Origin of the sequence: Pseudoalteromonas sp. C2R02 (genome assembly GCF_018860845.1) — a bacterium.
Taxonomy (GTDB): domain Bacteria; phylum Pseudomonadota; class Gammaproteobacteria; order Enterobacterales; family Alteromonadaceae; genus Pseudoalteromonas.
Genome location: NZ_JAHKQC010000033.1, coordinates 101,979 through 120,838 on the forward strand (window position 1 = coordinate 101,979; position 18,860 = coordinate 120,838).

Sequence of the window (18,860 nt, forward strand, 5' to 3'; positions counted from 1 at the left end):
ATTAGTTAGCAACCACGTTTAAGATTTTACCTTTAATGTAAATTACTTTACGAATGGTTTTACCATCAATAAATTTATTTACAGTCGCATCTGCAAAAGCAACCTTTTCAACTGATTCTTGATCAGCATCTGCAGCAACAGTCAGTTTGGCACGGACTTTACCGTTAACTTGCACTATGACTAACTTCTCGTCTTCAACAAGTGCACTTTCATCAAATGTTGGCCAAGATGCATCAATCACATCGCCTTCAAACCCTAAAGTTTGCCATAACTGGTGGCTGATATGTGGTGTGATAGGCGAAAGCATAATAATAATCGCTGTTAATGCTTCGTTTGCTAAAGCAATATCTTGCTCATCAGCTAAAGGCGCTTTATTTAACTTGTTTAATAACTCCATTACTGCAGCGATAGCAGTATTAAAAGTCTGACGACGGTTTAAATCATCAGTTACTTTTGCAATGGCTTTATGTAATTCACGACGCAGTGCTTTTTGGTCATTTGTTAATGCATCTTTATTAAGTGTAGCGGTACCAGCAGCCTTAACATCGTATGCGTATTTCCAAACACGTTTTAAGAATCTATGAGAGCCTTCAACACCTGAATCAGACCATTCTAGAGTTTGTTCTGGTGGAGCAGTAAACATCATAAATAAACGTACTGTATCAGCACCATATTGGTCGATTACAGTTTGTGGGTCGATACCATTATTTTTAGACTTAGACATTTTTGTTGTGCCTGCTGCAAAAACAGGTTCACCATCGTCTTTATGCCATGCTTTAGTGACACGACCTTTTTCATCTTTTTCGGTTTCAACATCGCTTGGTGCAATCCAAATATCGCCGCCTTTTTCATCTTTACGATAAAAAGTTTCAGCTAATACCATGCCTTGACATAATAAACGTTCGAAAGGTTCATCACAGTCAACTAAACCAAAGTCACGTAATAACTTATGGAAAAAGCGAGAATATAATAAGTGTAAAATTGCGTGTTCAATACCGCCGATGTATTGATTTACCGGCAACCAGTAGTTTGACTCTTTAGGGTCTAACATCGCTTCATCATTACGTGGGCTACAGTAACGTGCGTAATACCAAGAAGATTCCATGAAAGTATCAAAAGTATCTGTTTCGTGGAAAACAGGCTCGCCGTTAATCTCTGATTTTGCCCACTCTGGATCTGCTTTAATTGGTGAAGTTACACCGTTCATTACAACATCTTCAGGTAAACGTACAGGTAGCATATCTTCAGGCGCAGCAATTGTTTGGCCATCTTCATCGCTTAACATTGGGATTGGAGAACCCCAATAACGCTGACGACTTACACCCCAATCACGTAAACGGAAGTTAACTTTACGCTCACCACAGCCCATTTCAGTCACTTTATCAGCAATGGCATTAAATGCTTTTTCAAAATCTAGGCCATCAAATTCTGCAGAGTTAACTAAAGTGCCTTTATCTGTGTATGCGTTTTCGCTTATGTCAGCAGTATTATCTTCATTAGTGATCACTTGCTCGATATTTAAACCGTAAGCTGTAGCAAACTCATAATCTCTTTGATCATGACCTGGTACTGCCATAACAGCACCTGAGCCGTAACCCATTAATACAAAGTTAGCGATCCAGATTGGAACTTGTTTACCCGTTAATGGATGAACAGCATAGAAACCCGTTGCAATGCCTTTTTTCTCCATCGTTGCCATATCAGCTTCAGCAACTTTGGTGTTCTTACATTCTTCGTTGAATGCAGCAATATCAGCGTTATTTTTAGCTGCTTCAATTGCAATTGGGTGACCTGCTGCAACAGCAACATATGTTACACCCATAATCGTATCTGGACGTGTTGTGTAGATAGAAAGGTCTTCATTAGTATCAGCACGTTTAAATGTGATATCTAATCCTTCTGAACGACCAATCCAGTTACGTTGCATGGTTTTAACTTGCTCAGGCCATTCATCTAACTTATCTAAATCGTCTAATAATTCTTGTGCGTAGTCAGTGATTTTAATAAACCATTGTGGGATTTCTTTTTGTTCAACTACTGCACCTGAACGCCAACCTTTACCATCAATTACTTGCTCATTAGCAAGTACAGTTTGGTCTACTGGATCCCAGTTAACCGTTGACATTTTTTTGTACACTAAGCCTTTTTCATACAATTTAGTGAAAAACCATTGTTCCCACTTGTAGTAATCTGGATGACAAGTTGCAATTTCACGATCCCAATCATAACCAAAACCTAAACGTTTTAGCTGATCGCGCATATAATCGATATTTTCGTAAGTCCATTTTGCAGGCGCAGTATTGTTTTTGATTGCAGCATTTTCAGCTGGTAAACCAAATCCATCCCAACCCATAGGCTGCATTACATTTTTACCTTGCAGGCGTTGGAAGCGTGAAACAACATCACCAATAGTGTAGTTACGCACGTGACCCATGTGTAGTCGACCACTTGGGTATGGGAACATAGATAAACAGTAAAACTTTTCTTTATCTTCTTGCTCAGTTACTTTAAAAACTTTGTTTTTGTCCCAGTACGATTGTACTTTTGACTCTATATCTTGCGGGGTATATTGCTCTTGCATTTACAATTCCAAACTTATTGCAAAAAATCACTAAAAAATTACTGCTAGGATAACCTAAAATTGCATTGGTTTGAATAAATAGTACGGGTTTAATGGTCACTAAATAAATTTTTATTAAAAATCACTCATAACTGTCTGAAATTTCCTATACTTATTACTAATTAACATCTTCAGTTGGTGAACTCATGGATAAGCAAGATAGTTATTTTGATTGGATTAACGACCTCCATGCGTGGTTGAAAGATGTTGAGCATAATGAAATGAAACATTTAATTGAAAATTTAATGCAAGGGGAACAAAAGCTAAAAGCGTTTAAACATACAAGTGAGAAGCAACTGTCTATTTACCAAAAAAACTTGTTACTCGACTTGTCTCATTACCAACAAAATCAATCCCAATACAATGACCTAGCTTTACAAGAATTTAAAGAAACAATTTGGTGTGAATTAGCTGTTATCGCTGATAAATCACAACTTGAATGGCAATCCTTATTGGAAGACTTTAAACATAATGGAGAATATCATCAAGGACAATGGATAGGCTTTGGAGAGCTTGTTTGCAAGGAATGTGGCGATATTACGCATAGCTTTCATCCGACTCAAATATCGGCTTGTAATGAGTGTGGTGGGATCTATTTTATTAGACAAGCTTTATCGCCCTAATTCCTTTCAAACAAAACCTTATAAAAATCAAAGTTCTTTAACTGCCTATGATAAGCTTATGAAATAACAAGCCCAGTAGAGGTAAAGTAAGGGATGAATAAAGAAAATAATGCATTAAGCCCAATGGCACTGGCACCAAAAATTGATATGGCGCATGTGAGTAATTGCATGACGATACCTTATCCTGAGTCATTAAACTTCATTGGTCAAAATCGCGCACAAACCGCAATTGATTTTGCTTTAGGCATGGAAATGCCGGGCTATAACTTATATGTCATGGGAGAGGCTGCATTAGGTCGTTTCTCTATTGTTAAAGATAAATTGACGCAACATAGCAAAACAAGAAAAACCCCACTAGAGTGGCTTTACGTTAATAATTATGATGATCACCGTGAGCCTATCTCTATTTGCTTGCAACCTGGTGAGGGTAAGGTTTTTTGTGATGATATCGATTCGTTAATTGATGAAATTATGGATACCTTTCCTGCGGCTTTTGATAACCCTGGATTTCAGCGTAAGAAAAAAGCAATCGATCGCGCATTTAATACCAAATACGACTCAGCGATTGATAAAGTTGAAATTGTTGCTGCTGAGCATAGCATTGCATTATTCGAAGAAAATGATGTATTAAGTTTTGCCCCAGTTGTAGATGGCAAACAACTTGATGATGCGGAATTCTCGGTTTTAAGTGATGATCAAAAACAATATTTCTATGAAGTGATCTCAAAATTAGAAGATGCATTAATAGATGCATTAATAGAATTACCACGCTGGAAAAGAGAATCATCAGAAAAACTAAGAGAGCTAAAAAAATCAACTGCAGAGCAAGCGATTAAACCACTTTTAAAAGAGCTTGAGTTTAAATATGCGGCACAAATAGGCATTTTAAAATATTTAAAAGAGATCAAAGATGAGCTAATTGATACAGTTTTAGAATGGTTAGATGTTGAAAATGATGAAAACAACAAAGATGATTTAGATAAACGCGGTATGTTAACTGATTATTTTGCACCTAATCAGATTGTAGATTATAAAGAGGGTGATGCAGCGCCTGTTATTTATGAACCAAACCCGACATTAGGCAATATATTTGGTAAGGCGGAATATGGCTCACATCAGGGGTCGATATTAACCAGTTACCGCACCATTCAATCGGGCGCATTGCATAAAGCTAATGGCGGGTATTTAATTGTTGATGCCGAAAAAGTTATGGCAAATCCGCAAGTATGGGATGCGTTAAAACTGTCTTTAAAAACACATCAAATTAAAAATGATTGTTTAGCACAAGATGGTGGTGCAGGAGGTGGTTCTTTAAAACCTCAACTCATTCCACTTGATGTTAAAATTATATTTTTAGGTTCTCGTGAACTTTATTATTTAATGCAAGAATACGATGAAGAGTTTAATGAACAATTTCGTGTTTTAGCTGATTTTGAATTTTTCATTCCTGGCAGTGATAAATTTCAATATCAATTTATTACAAAAGTGCAAGAGCATGCCTCTAAAGCGTTAGAATTAGATTTAACTGATGAAGCGATCTCACAACTTCTATACTTTAGTTACAGACAAGCTGAGCATCAAACTAAACTGAGTGCGAGATTTGCTGATATTTTAGAACTGCTAAATGAATCTAGCTATTACGCAAAACAAGATTTAAGCCAGGTCATAGAAGCACATCACATAACGGAAGCCCTCGCCGGTAAACAATATCGCACAGGACAAATGAGTGAAAGCATGCTCTCTGATATTAAAGAGGGTCATACGCTCATTGATACCCAAGGTGAAGCCATAGGTAAAGTAAATGGTTTAACTGTGTTACATGTTGGTGATACGAGCTTTGGTAGCCCAGCTAGGATCACTGCAACTGTATATGCAGGATCTGAAGGTGTACTTGATATCGAAAGGGAAGCTGAACTAGGTAAAGCAATACATACAAAAGGTGTGATGCTGCTAACGGGTTACTTAGGCAATAAATACGCTCAAGATTTCGCGCTTACTCTAAGCTCTAGTATTGCCATAGAGCAAAGCTATGGTTATATCGATGGTGATAGTGCGTCATTAGCTGAATTATGTGCCCTTATTTCGGCAATTACACGTTTACCAATAGATCAATCACTCGCATTAACGGGGTCGATTAATCAGCATGGTGAAGTACAGGCAATTGGTGGCGTAAACGAGAAAATAGAAGGTTTCTTCAAACTTTGTAAAATGCGTGGTTTAACGGGTAAACAAGGTGTGATGATCCCGCATTCAAATCGTTTAAACTTGGTATTGAATGAAGAAGTGCGCACTGCAGTGTCTAATGGACATTTCCATGTATATACAGTGAAAACAGTTGATGAAGCGTTAGAAATCCTATTGAATAAACCGGCTGGTACATTAACAAATAAAGGCACGTACGCAAAAGGCACGATTAATCAAATTGCATTGCAAAGATTAAGCGCGATTTCTGAAGTGGTAAATGGTGCTGATTCTGAATAATAGTAAATAAATTAAGACTAAAATAGAAAAGCCAGCGAGTATTTATTAAAAACTCGCTGGCTTTTTGTTAATCGCTGTTTATAGCTCTATATAAATATCACCTTTCATATATAGCTTTGCTTTACCCCTTAATAGTACTTTGTCACTTCTTAATTGACACTCTAACTCACCACCACGTTGAGATATCTGTTTAGCTGTTAATAATGTTTTATCTAATCTATTAGCCCAATAGGGTGTTAAGCTTGTATGAGCAGAGCCGGTTACAGGATCTTCATTTACGCCAACATTTGGACCAAACCAACGAGATACAAAATCAACTTCATCACCAGGTGCGGTAACAATAACGCCTCTTAATGGTAGCTGTGATAATAAAGACAGATCTGGTTTCAATTCTCGAATGACTTGTTCATTTTCAAAAAGTAATAAATAGTCATCCGATGCTAAAATTTCTAAAGGAGGGCGACCAAAAGCACTTAATAACGGGCTTTTAATATCACATTCATGAGCATGTTTAATTGGTAACTCAAGTTCAAAAATTTGCTCATTATCATGTGCAGCATCATTAAAGTGACATACGGTTAAAATACCGGAACGCGTTTCAAAGTTAATTTCGGTTTCTTTATGTCCAAATTCATTCACTAATACCCAAGCTGTTGCGAGTGTGGCATGACCGCATAAATCAACTTCAGTTTCAGGGGTAAACCAACGTAATTTAATGTTTTCATTATCAATAATATAAAAGGCGGTTTCAGATAAGTTATTTTCAGCGGCAATTTTTTGTAAAGTATCATCGTCTAACCAGGCATCTAAAGGCACTACAGCTGCAGGGTTGCCTTTAAATTGCGCGTTAGTAAATGCATCAACTTGAAAAATAGCATATTTCATATTTATTCCCTTTTATATTTTTAATGTTTTTATTTTCAAGCTTTAAGCACTGAAGCTTGAGTTTATTTCTAATATTTATCTCTATATTGTTCTACCCATAACTTAGTTGCACCACATACTGCTACAGGCATAACAAGTAAATTTAATAATGGAATAGTGGTAAAAATTAACACTGCAAAACCAAATCCATATGAAAGACCTTGGTTTTGTTTGAGTTGCTGTCTTGTTTCTCTAAAATGGATCTTATGATTATCAAATGCAAAATCTTGATATTGCACACTAAACATCCAGCATGTAAATAATACCCAGAGGACTTGTCCAAAAATGGGTAAAAACCATAATAATAAAAAGAAACCAATGGCTCTTGGTAAATAATAAACTAATTTAGTCCCTTCTCGGGCTATCATTCTCGGCACATCTTTGATGGTATCTAAAATTTTGTCATCATTTATGGCTTTACCCGTTAAATGTAATTCGACTTTTTCAGATAATAGGCCATTAAATGGTGCAGCTATGAAATTAGTAATGATGCTGAAAATACTGGTATAACTAAATAATATCGTAAATATGGCGATAGGCCATAAGAGCCATTCTAACCAACTTAGCCAAGTAGGTAGTAAATCATTTAAATATGAAAAACCTTGTGTAAGCCAGTCATAAATAAAAAACAATGAGCCACCAAATAACAGCACATTAATTAATAGTGGAATTAAAACAAAGCGTTTAAGTCCTTTGGTATTGATAAGATTAAAACCAGCTAAAAAGTATTGAAACCCTTGGGAAGACTGCACTTATGTTCCTTGTAAAAAATAATAAACTAAAAGCCTTTTTTATCTTACAGATATAGGCGTAAGAATAATTGAGTATAAATAAATTGTTTTTTATTAAAACATATTTTAATAAAGATAAGCGTAACAATATATTTTTCCAACAATTTATTTAATTTAATCGGTACTTATTAATATTGAGCGCGATTTAATATCAATATATTTTATTTCTGATAAAATTAGCGGCCCAAAACCTGATAGATAATAATAAAAAGATACATGCGCCTGAGTACCATTAAGCTGGTTGGCTTCAAGTCCTTTGTTGAGCCTACAAAAATACCTTTCCCAGATCAAATGACCTGTGTTGTTGGACCTAATGGCTGTGGCAAATCAAATGTAATTGATGCCGTACGTTGGGTGCTTGGTGAGAGTTCAGCAAAAAACCTGCGTGGCGATGCCATGACAGATGTTATTTTTAATGGATCAACATCTAGAAAGCCTATATCTCAAGCTTCTGTTGAACTTATTTTTGATAATACCCAAGGTCGTTTACCAGATACTTTTGCTAGCAGAAACCAAGTTTCAATTAAAAGGGCTGTTAATCGTGAAGGCATGTCATTTTATTTTTTAAATGGCAGTAAATGCCGTAAGCGTGATATCACAGATATATTTTTAGGCACAGGTTTAGGTCCTCGCAGTTACGCCATTATTGAACAGGGCATGATCTCCCGGTTAATTGAAAGTAAACCTCATGAACTTCGCACATTTATTGAAGAAGCCGCAGGTGTTTCTAAATATAAAGAGCGCAGAAGAGAAACTGAAACTCGGATACGCAGTACACGTGAAAACTTAGAACGTTTATTAGATGTACGCCAAGAATTACAAGCTCAGTTAGATAAGTTGAATGAACAATCGCAACAAGCTAAGTCATATTCGCAATTTAAAGCACAAGAGCGATGTTTAAAAAGTGAATTGGCAGTTTTAAAATGGCAAAAACTGCAACAACAAATCGCAGTGACAGAAGAAAAAATAAACAAGCTAGAACAAGAAATTCAATTTTATCAACAAGCTCATATTGGTCATGAAGATGTCCTTGCCTCACTAAAAAGTGAAATAGAAGCGGTTACACAAAAGCTCCAAGCAATTCAAGAGTCAGATTATAAAACCACAACAGAATTAACGCGTTTTGAAACACAAAAAGTGCATTTAAAACAAAAAAGACAAGAGCTAATCGCTCAAAGTGAGCAATGTAGCTCTAAAGTAGTGGCATTAACAGCAAGCCAAAACACACTTAAAAAAACGCAATCTGAAAATAAGCAAGCTGAACAACTGGCTCAGGAAAACCTGGAAATAGCAAAACTACGTGTTGCTGAAAATGAAATTCACTCTAATGAATTACACAAAAAAAACCAAGACGCATTTAAAAATTGGCAAAATTTACAAAAGCAGTTTCATGAATATGAAAAGCAAACTCAAAAAAACGAATTAAATATAGAGAAAATTCTCAATACGTTAGAGTTAAATGAAAAACAACAGCAAGACTGTTCGCATCAGCTTAATCAATTAGAGCAACAAAATAGCGCTAATGAACTGGCGAAGTTACAAACAGAACAAATACAATTAAAAAGTGACTTAGCACAACAGCAATTAGCACAAAACAAAAAGCTGAATTTAATTGGTTTACAGTTACAAAAACAGCAAGACATTCAAAATGAATGTGAGCAATTACAAACTGAATTTAGTCAACAAGAAGCACAGCTCAAAGCGTTAAGTGATATAGTCAACAATGTTACGCTAAATAAGGATGGACAAACAAACTCACAAGATATTCTGCTGTTTAGCCAGCTTAAAATACACAATGGGTTTGAGTTAGCCATAGAGCATGCATTACAGCAATTTAAAAATGCAAAAACATTTCAAAATTATGAATCGACTAAAAGCGAAGGCCATCGTATTTGGCGCAGTCACACTGATGGCGCTTCTGAGGTTGCATTAGCACGAAAAGTGGCTTCTGGTACTTTTCCTGATGTATTAGAACATATTGCACTGATTGAAAACGAAGCCCAAGCTAAAGTAATTTTAAAAGATAAAAACTGGTTTGCATGCATTAATAAGCAAGGCACATTATTTGGAAGAAACTGGGTATTAGATGCTCAAATTGATGAGTCAGCATCATTAATCTTAAAAGCAAAAAAAATAGTATCAATAGAGCAAAGATTAACAGAATTAGCACATAAACGTGATGTTCTGAAACTTAATCTTCAACAACAAACAGATCTCATATCTGAGCTTAAAAGTGATGATGAAGCACTTTCAGGGCGAATTCATCAACTAACCCAGCAAGATGTTGCTGTTTTTACACGCTTAGATGTATTGCAATCACAGGCTCAACGATGGCAAATACAAGTAAATGAAATCACGCTCAAATTAAAACATCTACAAGAGCAATATAAGCGGCATCAAGATGAATTAAAACATGCCAAATCGCTTTGGGAAAACATAGAAAATGAGCAGTTGCAATCAAAAACGCAGTCAGCTGAGCAAGCGTATGAACAGGCAAAACAAGAATTAAAGTTATATCAGCAGCAATTTGAACAACTTAAAAATGAGAATCATGACGCGAGTTTAGCATTTGAAACGGCTAAGAATACGTTAACTTTAGAGCTAAATCAGTTGACCCATATTCAAAAGTCATTAGATGAAGCCTTAACATTACAAAAATCACTGACTGAGCAAGACCTTGAATTAGAATCGCCTATCAAGCATGTTGATGAGGAAATTCAACGTTTGTTACAGAAAAAGCAATCCTTAAAAACTGTACAATTAGAGCAAGATGAAGTGCTAATTAAAGCAAAAGAGGGGTTGTCATCCAAAGAGCGAGGCCAAAAAAATGCGCAAGGTGAATTAGCTAACATACAAAAAAAATTACAACAGCTGCAAATTGAAAAGGAAGGCAGTGTTGTAAGAGCATCGGCTTTACTTGAACCTTTAATAGATTTAAATACTAATTTAGAATCAGTATTAAATCATTTACCAGAAAATGCAAAAAGTAGTATTTGGCAAGCAAGATTATCAGAGCTTGCAATAAAAATAGAAGCTTTAGGGCCAATTAACTTAGCTGCAATTGATGAGTATGAAAAAGCCAAAAATAGAAAAGAGTATCTAGATGAACAATATCAAGATTTATTTGATGCGCTAAATACATTAGAAACGGCGATTCAAAAAATTGATAAAGAAACCAAAAACCGCTTTAAAGAAACATTTGATGCGTTAAATGAAGGGTTAAAGGAATTATTTCCAAAAGTTTTTGGCGGAGGCCACGCATATTTAGAGTTGACCTCAGATGATTTATTAGAAAGTGGAGTCTCTATTATGGCGAGACCACCGGGAAAGAAAAATTCAACAATTCATTTGCTAAGTGGTGGAGAAAAAGCGCTGACCGCATTATCATTAGTGTTTTCCATCTTTAGGCTCAATCCTGCGCCATTTTGTATGCTGGATGAAGTAGATGCGCCATTGGATGATGCTAATGTTGGACGTTTTTGTCGTTTGGTTGAAGAAATGTCAGAATCTGTGCAGTTTATTTATATCAGCCATAATAAAATTGCCATGGAAATGGCAGGTAGTTTAGTCGGTGTAACTATGGGAGAACCCGGTGTATCTCGTATGGTTGCCGTTGATATTGACCAAGCAGTTGAAATGGCTGTTAATTAACTAATATAATGCTATAAATAGAATGTACTGCATTAAAAATAAAAAAGGGTAGAGGCATGGCCGAAGAGTTAAGATGGGTTTTAGTGATCATTAGCGCCTTAGTGATTGGTGGATTATTATTACATGGAATTTGGTCTGTAAGAAAAAAAGACGAAACCCCATCAGGTGAAGCCAAAATAAACACTAGCAGTAAAGAGCAAGCACCATCAGTTGAAATTGCAGATGAGCCTATGGATGTGCCTAGTATGGTTGCAGACAGAGATGAGCCTGAGATTGGTGATATTAGCGTTCAATTAGATGAAGATGATGATGTAAAATCTGCTACAGATGAAGAAACATCTGATACTCAAGAAACGCCTCAAGCAGAAGAGCCTAAAGATTTTATAATAGTTCATATTCAAATGCCTACAGGGCTAACGATGCAAGGTTCTTCTTTATTACCTTTATTACTTACTTTAGGGTTTAAATACTCAGATGAAGGGTTCTTCAATCGTCATCAAGACCCTTCAGGCGATGGACCTGTACTATTTAGACTTGTAAATATGTTTAATCCAGGTACCTTTGATATTGATAATATGGAGCAGTTTTCAACTGCCGGTATCAGTTTATTTATGACGCTGCCTTGTGAAGGTGATACCTTACCTGCATTTAATATGTTACATAGCGCAGCTAAAAAGATTGCAGATGAATTTGGCGCTGAAATATTTGACCATAAGCGCGAATTATTAACTGTACCAACAGTTAGGCAGTACGTTGAAAAAATAAGAGAGTTTGGTTAAACCAAAATCTTAGAAATCATTTATTTATAGTTTATAGCCACCTTTGGTGGCTTTTTTGTTGATAGAGAAAACCATGTCGGAAGATATTTTAGTACAAATAAATAGCCTTAAATCAGTACTTGAAGAGCATAACTATAAATATTATGTTTTAGATGAACCAAGTATTCCAGATGTTGAATACGATAGATTAATTAAATCTTTAACCCAACTAGAACAACAAAATCCAGAATTTATTACACCAGATTCACCAACTCAAAAAGTAGGCGGACATGCACTCGCTGGCTTTACGCAAGTGACTCATGAAGTGCCTATGTTATCTCTTGATAACGCATTTGATGATGCTGAGTTTCATGCTTTTAACAAGCGTTTACAAGACAGATTAAAAGAATCCCACACTTTTGAGTTTTGCTGTGAGCCAAAGCTTGATGGTTTAGCTGTCTCAATTTTGTATGAAGATGGTGTATTAGTACAAGCTGCAACCCGTGGCGACGGTGCTACGGGTGAAAACATCACTGAGAATGTTAAAACGATACGTAATATTCCTTTAAAATTACGTGGTTCTGGCTATCCAAAGCGTTTTGAAGTGCGCGGTGAAGTATTTATGAATAGCGCTGGCTTTGAAAAAATGAATGAGCAAGCAAAGCTAAGTGGTGACAAAGTATTTGTAAACCCAAGAAATGCCGCAGCAGGTAGTTTACGTCAACTTGATTCTAAAATTACAGCTAAAAGACCATTAATGTTTTATGCCTACAGCACAGGTGTTGTTGAAAATGGCGAATTGGCACAAGATCATTTTGAGCAATTAACCCAGCTAACGCAATGGGGCATACCTATGAGCCCTGAAACTAAGTTAGTTAAAGGCGTAGATGCTGCGCTAGCTTATTATCAAGATATTGGTGAGCGCCGTACCAGCCTAAAATATGAAATTGATGGCGTTGTAATTAAAATAAATAATAAAACATTACAACAGCAACTAGGCTTTGTTGCTCGTGCTCCAAGATGGGCAATTGCTTTTAAATTCCCAGCTCAAGAAGAATTAACTCAGTTATTAGATGTAGAGTTTCAAGTTGGCAGAACAGGGGCTATCACACCTGTAGCAAGACTTGAGCCCGTATTTGTTGGTGGTGTAACGGTTTCTAATGCCACTTTACATAATCAAGATGAGATCGCGCGTTTAGGTATCAAAATTGGTGATACTGTGATTATTCGTCGTGCCGGCGATGTAATTCCTAAAGTCGCACAAATCGTGTTAGATAAACGTCCTGATGATGCCGTAGACATTACTTTTCCAGATTCTTGCCCAGTGTGTAATTCTGCAGTCGAACGTTTAGCTGGAGAAGCTGTAGCACGCTGTAGTGGTGGTTTAGTATGTGAAGCTCAAAGAAAAGAGGCTATTAAACATTTTTCTTCTCGTAAGGCATTAGATATTGATGGTTTAGGAGATAAAATAGTTGAGCAATTGGTTGATAGAGAGTTAATTCATACACCAGCTGATTTATTTATTTTAAAACAAGGTCATCTTGAAACATTAGAACGTATGGGACCTAAATCAGCAGAAAACTTAATTACATCTTTGCAAGACGCTAAAAAAACAACTTTAGCACGCTTTTTATATAGTTTAGGCATTAGAGAAGTAGGCGAAGCAACTGCGCAAAATTTAGCAAATCATTACCTAACACTAGAGAAAGTAAGCAGAGCAAGTGTAGAGAGCTTACAAGATGTATCTGATGTGGGTGAAATCGTTGCAAAACATGTGAACTTCTTTTTTAGAGAGCAGCATAATAAAACAGTGATAGAAGATTTAATAACAGCAGGTGTTCATTGGCCTGACATTGAAGTTAAGTCAGAAAGTGAGCAGCCTTTAGCTGGTTTAACTTATGTTTTAACAGGGACTCTGACACAAATGGGTCGCTCAGAAGCAAAAGCGAAATTGCAAACTTTAGGTGCCAAAGTATCGGGTAGTGTTTCTGCAAAAACCCATGCCTTAGTTGCAGGCGATAAAGCAGGTTCTAAGCTAACAAAAGCGCAAGACTTGGGTCTTAAAATATTAACAGAACAAGACTTAGTTGATTTATTTGCAGTTCATAATGTATGAATACTTTAACCACTTTTTTTAATCAGGTTTCAAACCAGCTAGCAAGCTGGTTTTTACCTCACCTAAGCCAAATAGCACTGACAATTATTGTATGTTTAATTGCGCTGTACGCAAATGATTTAAATAAGTTTATTAAGCGATTATTTGCCCGTAAGCACTTTATTATCCGCACTGTGATTTTTATAATTGTGACTGCGTTTGGCTTTGGTGCGTTAACCTTATTTGTCACGCCTTTATTAATAAAGTTACTGCTGCTGTTTGGCAATATATATATGCCTTGGCTTTTGCTGGTGGCTTTTATTGTTTTAGGTGTATTAGCAGATAGAAAAAATCAAATTTAGAGACTTTTGATATGAAAAACCGAGGAAGTTGTAATGCGTTTTGGGCCTGAATTCTGGGATAAACATGGTGTTTATCGTGCACCTATCGCATTGAGTTTTACATTTCTTATCTTATTAAGAACTTATATAATTTGGATTTTTTCTGCGGTATCAAGGCGTCCAGATTTAGATTTAATGTCATTGTTTTATCGCAATAAAAATGATTTTTTTATTGCGTTAGCAATTGGTGCGTTAGCATTATTACCCGCTGTTATCTTTTCTTTGAGACGCCCTAGTAGTAATCCTAAATTAGCAAAAGCTTGGCGTTTTATGAAAACGCCTTTGGTTTTGTGTTGTGTACTTGATTTGGCTTGGTTATTGATGCAAGCAAAAAGTCATCATTTTCAGTTCTCTGCTTTTCTTGCTATACAATTGTTATTAGTTTCTTGGGTGTTGTTCTATTTAATACGCAGTAAATATTTACCTGTATTTTTTAACGATTGGCCGACAAAGTGAAACAAACCTTTGCTAAAATCTGGTCTTTTGAGATAGGGCCTATTTCAATCATAGAGACACTTTGTTCACTTTCTCCCTTGAACCAGAAAAAACCTTGGTTATCCACATAATTCAAGGTTTTAATTATATCACCATATTTAGGATGCTTAATAAGCAAAGTATTGCCTTTTTTAGGCTTAAATATGTTTAACCAAGAAAACAGTAAAACATAACTATTATCTGGTATACGAGGCGACATACTGTGCCCCGTAATTCTTATTAACTTAAAGGGCATATATTAATTTAGCTTAGGGTAAACCAATGTTTGTGCTGGCGGGTAAGGGCATACAGCTGTAAATGTTTCTACATCCTTAGTGATCCAAAATATTTCAGCAAATCTATTTACCTTATTTAATAAATCTAAAGTAGTGTCTTTATCTATATGTTGTTTTGCTTTTGAAGTTACAAGCATAATACTGTGCGTTAATTCATGTAGCTCTGGAAACTTTTCTAATTGTGGTTGCTTAATATAATCACCCCAAATCACTCGAATCTCTTTTTTTACTTTATTTCCATGCTCTTCTTTTTGATTTAGTAGGCGACTAAATTGGGCTTGATCATTAGCGGTTAAATCTGTTTTTTCATTAAGTTCATTTAACAGATCAACCATTCTGATCATAGTTAACACTGCAATTTGAGCTGAAATAGGATCGTATATTTTGCAGGGAATATCACAATGTGCGGATGCAGTTGAAAAACTGAATTTTTGATCTAATTTATTTACTAAGTTAAATAGCATGATTAACCCTTCTTAGATTGTTTGTTTTTGTTTATTAATTTGTAGGCAATAAATCCAACTGCAATTACTGCCGGTGCAATCCAAAATAAATGAATTAAGTCTGCAGATGCTGCATTGTGATCATGCCCAGGATGAGCATAAACAGCTTGTGTAGCAAGCGCTGCACTAATGAGTAATGCTGAAATAGTTTTTTTGTTCTTCATTGATTTATACCTTAGGTTTAATGAATGATAGGCTGTGAAGCGTTAATAAACTCTTCTGCTGCGTGTAGAGAGTCTAAACAAGGATCACATATAGGGTGTTGCTGAGAAAATTCTAATAATGGAGCTAGTGTTATTTTCAGTGCTTTTAGCGCGATTAACTGCATAGATTCAGATTGTGTATCGTCTTGCGTAATACTCAGCATATGCTCGTGTGGTGCTTTTAAATAATATAAAGCGGTTTGAAAGTCACCTTGAATTTCAAACAGAGCAGATAAGTTATGCATTCCTGAGATCCAGCCAAGTAGTAATTGAATGTTTTGAGGATCACTAGACCATAAAGCTTCTATATGGCTAATTGCATTTTGATAATAATATTGTGCATCAAACCAGGCGCATTGCTCAAAAAATGCATTGCCTGTTTTCATCATAGATTGCCAGTTTTCCATTTAATTACTTTGTTGTAATGATAATGATTTGCATTTATATTGGTTTTAATTTGAAATGTAAAGAAAAAAAAGTTTTTTGAATGAAAAATCTTAGGAGAGTAATATGAAAAAATTAATCATAGCAGCGGCCTTAACCTTTGGTCTGGCTCAAGTTAACGCGGCAGAGCATACTGTTAAATTAGTAACTTCAGGTACTAATAGCGCAACTATGATAATGGAACCTGGCTATATTAAGATTGAAAAAGGCGATGTTATTAATTTTATTCCTAGTGATGCCAGTCATAATGCGCAATCTTTTTCAGTGCCTGATGGCGCAAAAGCATTTTCAACCCCCTTTGGTAAACCAACTAAGGTAACTTTTAATACAGAAGGTGTTTATTTATATAAGTGCTTGCCGCACACTGTTATGGGTATGGTAGGACTTGTTCAAGTTGGTAGCGCAATTAATTTAGAAGCTGCCAAAAAAGACTGGCAAACTGTGAAACCGACAGTAGCCCTGAATAAAGAGCGCATGGATAACTATCTTAAAAAAGTAAATTAAAGAGGGTGGGTCTATTAAGGAATAGACCTTTTATAAATATACATAGTTAATATAGTGAAAGTTGATTGTTAATGAATTTTTGAAGGAAGTTGCTCTTTGAGTTTATCAAACCTTTGCTGCTGTTCATCATCAAGTTGTTCAGACTCTATCGCTTTTTTACATTTTTCGATTAAAGCCGAATTTAAACTCTCACCAGATTTTGAAGCATTAAGCATACTTTGTAATAAATTAAGGGCTATACTGGCATTTTTTGGCATAACTCTAAAAGCTTGAGAAAAAGTTTCAATTGCTTTTGGAAATTGGCCTCTTTGATATTGCTCTACAGCATTGTTATTAAGCTCCCGAGGACCATGTTTAATTTCATTTCTCTCTTGTTTTTCTTGAGAAATATAAGCTAAGAGTGTTTTGTCATCTACTTTGTATTGTAGGCAATGTTGGTTGATTTTATCAAAAAGTAAACTCGCTTTATGATGAAATCCAAGTTCATGTAATGCTTTTGCTTTATCTAATGAATCATCAACTGAGCGGATAGGGTCATCTTCATTATCTAGTTGATTAATGAGTGCGAGTGCTTTTTCTCTTTCGTCTTTTAGGTAATGAATACGTGCATGTAGAATATCAAGTTGCTCTTGTGTATCAGCATCCGGAAATTGTGTTTTTAATTCATTTAAACACTCACTAGATTGCCTTGTTAATCTAGTAACCAATTCGGATTGATCTGTTGTTAAAGCATAATCAACACCAGCTCTGGCGACATTTAAATAAATATTAGGGTGATCATGAATTGAATTTTTCGCAAACTTTAAAATATTACGGTTAGCTGTATAGTTATTTTCATAATCATGATTTAACCGAGCAATATTAACTAATTGATGTTGCCGATTAATATTTCGAGGTGCCATTTGTGTTGCACCTACTAAGTAGTTTTGTGCGCTATCATAGTTTTTTAATTGAAGCTCTAATTTACTAAGTAAATCGTATGAGACTAGCCGGGTTTCTGGACGTTCAAGCATAGATTCAAGTAAATTTTGCGCAAATTTAAATTCGCTATTTGCAATCAATGATTCTACTAAACCAATTTTTGCCCAAGTAAATTTTTGGATCCCTAAAACAGACTTGAAAAACTCTTTAGCTTCAGCAAACTGATTTAACTTAAGTAATAACTCTCCCTTTAATCTAAGAAGAATAGGGGTGTAATTAGATACTTTGGTCGAAGCTAGCTGTGCTTTTATAACTTTTAAAGCTTTAGAATAATTTTCAACATCAATGAAATCATAAATTTGAGCTAAAGTTGTTTTTCTATTTAATAATTTTTCAATTCTGGTACTGAGTTCTTTTTGTGAAAAAGGTTTGGCTAAAAAATCATCAGGTTGTAATTCTATAACGCTATGAACAAGAGCTGAGCTAGTTTCTGCACTGATAAAGATAAAGCCTGTAGTACGTTTAACAAGTTTCTTATTTTTGAGTTCTTCATATAAATGATAGCCATCTTTATCTCTGCCTAAATTGAATGAGCACAGAATTAAATCAAACTTACTAGTTTGACACAGTCGTAATGCGGTTTGTGCGCGTTCAGCACAAATAAGATCTCTAAAGCCTATGCTTTCTAGAGATTGCTTCATATAGCTCTGTGCTAAAGGTTGATCATCAATGATCAGTACTTTAGTTTTGTTAAAGGTTTTATCTATCATTTATTAAATATAGTCACAGTGTGTAACTATGAATATATTAAACAGATCTGTGCCTGACAAGTGATATTAAAGATATTTAGACTAAGTGGTTAGTTTTTGGCAATTTTAGCGGGATAAATGAAATAATAAATATTTTTAAAGTTTTTAGGAAGATGTTTTTTAGAGGTTATTATGTGGTGGGTGATACTGGACTTGAACCAGTGACCCTCGCCTTGTAAGGGCGATGCTCTCCCAACTGAGCTAATCACCCAGATAATAGGTTTTGAACTTAATGCAAATGGTGGGTGATACTGGACTTGAACCAGTGACCCTCGCCTTGTAAGGGCGATGCTCTCCCAACTGAGCTAATCACCCACAGAAATCTGTGGTTGTTTTATCAAAATGGTGGGTGATACTGGACT

16 protein-coding genes and 2 tRNA genes are annotated in these 18,860 nt (G+C 35.6%); 8 read left to right on the forward strand and 10 right to left on the reverse strand.

Translation table 11 applies throughout. The features are described from left to right. Position 1: 1 nt before the first annotated feature. Positions 2-2,581, reverse strand: a complete 2,580-nt coding sequence (gene leuS / locus KO527_RS13245) for a leucine--tRNA ligase (protein ID WP_216040765.1) — start codon at positions 2,579-2,581, stop codon at positions 2-4. A gap of 185 nt (positions 2,582-2,766) precedes the next feature. Between leuS and KO527_RS13250 the strand changes: the two genes are divergently transcribed. Together KO527_RS13250 and KO527_RS13255 are read left to right on the forward strand one after the other, a co-directional pair. After that, positions 2,767-3,243, forward strand: coding sequence for a zinc ribbon-containing protein (locus KO527_RS13250; protein WP_216040766.1), 477 nt, complete (start codon positions 2,767-2,769; stop codon positions 3,241-3,243). A gap of 93 nt (positions 3,244-3,336) precedes the next feature. Further along, positions 3,337-5,724 carry an ATP-binding protein gene (locus KO527_RS13255; protein WP_252733711.1) on the forward strand — a complete coding sequence of 796 codons (2,388 nt, stop codon included), beginning with the start codon at positions 3,337-3,339 and terminating at the stop codon, positions 5,722-5,724. Positions 5,725-5,802: 78 nt separating this feature from the next. Here KO527_RS13255 and KO527_RS13260 read toward each other — a convergent pair whose 3' ends face one another. Next, entirely contained in the window at positions 5,803-6,609 is an 807-nt protein-coding gene (locus KO527_RS13260) for a PhzF family phenazine biosynthesis protein (RefSeq protein WP_216040767.1), read from the reverse strand. 68 nt (positions 6,610-6,677) lie between these two features. Then, positions 6,678-7,400, reverse strand: a complete 723-nt coding sequence (cysZ, locus tag KO527_RS13265; RefSeq protein WP_216040768.1) for a sulfate transporter CysZ — start codon at positions 7,398-7,400, stop codon at positions 6,678-6,680. Positions 7,401-7,655: 255 nt separating this feature from the next. On the opposite strand from cysZ, the gene smc reads away from it, so the two are divergent. From smc to KO527_RS13290, 5 genes are all read left to right on the forward strand, one after another. Beyond that, positions 7,656-11,090 carry a chromosome segregation protein SMC gene (gene smc, locus KO527_RS13270; protein WP_216040769.1) on the forward strand — a complete coding sequence of 1,145 codons (3,435 nt, stop codon included), beginning with the start codon at positions 7,656-7,658 and terminating at the stop codon, positions 11,088-11,090. Between the two features lie 56 nt (positions 11,091-11,146). After that, positions 11,147-11,869, forward strand: coding sequence for a cell division protein ZipA C-terminal FtsZ-binding domain-containing protein (locus KO527_RS13275; RefSeq protein WP_216040770.1), 723 nt, complete (start codon positions 11,147-11,149; stop codon positions 11,867-11,869). 73 nt (positions 11,870-11,942) lie between these two features. Beyond that, positions 11,943-13,964, forward strand: coding sequence for an NAD-dependent DNA ligase LigA (gene ligA / locus KO527_RS13280; protein WP_216040771.1), 2,022 nt, complete (start codon positions 11,943-11,945; stop codon positions 13,962-13,964). Further along, the gene (locus KO527_RS13285) at positions 13,961-14,305 is read left to right on the forward strand and encodes a DUF3392 family protein (RefSeq protein ID WP_216040772.1); all 345 of its coding nucleotides are present in this window, start codon (positions 13,961-13,963) and stop codon (positions 14,303-14,305) included. Before ligA ends, KO527_RS13285 begins: the two co-directional genes overlap by 4 nt. A gap of 33 nt (positions 14,306-14,338) precedes the next feature. Next, entirely contained in the window at positions 14,339-14,800 is a 462-nt protein-coding gene (locus KO527_RS13290; protein WP_216040773.1) for a DUF2919 domain-containing protein, read from the forward strand. Here the strand turns inward: KO527_RS13290 and sodX are convergent. The 4 genes from sodX to KO527_RS13310 are packed head-to-tail and all read right to left on the reverse strand — an operon-like array spanning position 14,778 to position 16,227. Next, positions 14,778-15,074, reverse strand: coding sequence for a nickel-type superoxide dismutase maturation protease (gene sodX / locus KO527_RS13295; RefSeq protein ID WP_216040774.1), 297 nt, complete (start codon positions 15,072-15,074; stop codon positions 14,778-14,780). The genes KO527_RS13290 and sodX overlap by 23 nt on opposite strands. A gap of 3 nt (positions 15,075-15,077) precedes the next feature. Further along, a complete protein-coding gene (gene sodN / locus KO527_RS13300) occupies positions 15,078-15,578 on the reverse strand; it encodes a superoxide dismutase, Ni (protein WP_216040775.1) in 501 nt (166 codons plus the stop codon). A 2-nt stretch (positions 15,579-15,580) separates the two neighbouring features. Then, positions 15,581-15,781, reverse strand: a complete 201-nt coding sequence (locus KO527_RS13305; RefSeq protein WP_216040776.1) for a hypothetical protein — start codon at positions 15,779-15,781, stop codon at positions 15,581-15,583. A 17-nt stretch (positions 15,782-15,798) separates the two neighbouring features. Further along, a complete protein-coding gene (locus KO527_RS13310) occupies positions 15,799-16,227 on the reverse strand; it encodes a hypothetical protein (RefSeq protein WP_216040777.1) in 429 nt (142 codons plus the stop codon). A gap of 103 nt (positions 16,228-16,330) precedes the next feature. On the opposite strand from KO527_RS13310, the gene KO527_RS13315 reads away from it, so the two are divergent. Continuing rightward, positions 16,331-16,768: a pseudoazurin gene (locus tag KO527_RS13315; RefSeq protein WP_216040778.1), complete on the forward strand. Its 438-nt coding sequence runs from the start codon at positions 16,331-16,333 to the stop codon at positions 16,766-16,768. A gap of 68 nt (positions 16,769-16,836) precedes the next feature. Here KO527_RS13315 and KO527_RS13320 read toward each other — a convergent pair whose 3' ends face one another. The 3 genes from KO527_RS13320 to KO527_RS13330 form a co-directional block, all read right to left on the reverse strand. Beyond that, positions 16,837-18,459: a response regulator gene (locus KO527_RS13320; RefSeq protein WP_216040779.1), complete on the reverse strand. Its 1,623-nt coding sequence runs from the start codon at positions 18,457-18,459 to the stop codon at positions 16,837-16,839. Between the two features lie 174 nt (positions 18,460-18,633). Continuing rightward, positions 18,634-18,709, reverse strand: a tRNA-Val gene (locus KO527_RS13325). 28 nt (positions 18,710-18,737) lie between these two features. Continuing rightward, a tRNA-Val gene (locus KO527_RS13330) sits at positions 18,738-18,813 on the reverse strand. Positions 18,814-18,860 lie beyond the last annotated feature (47 nt).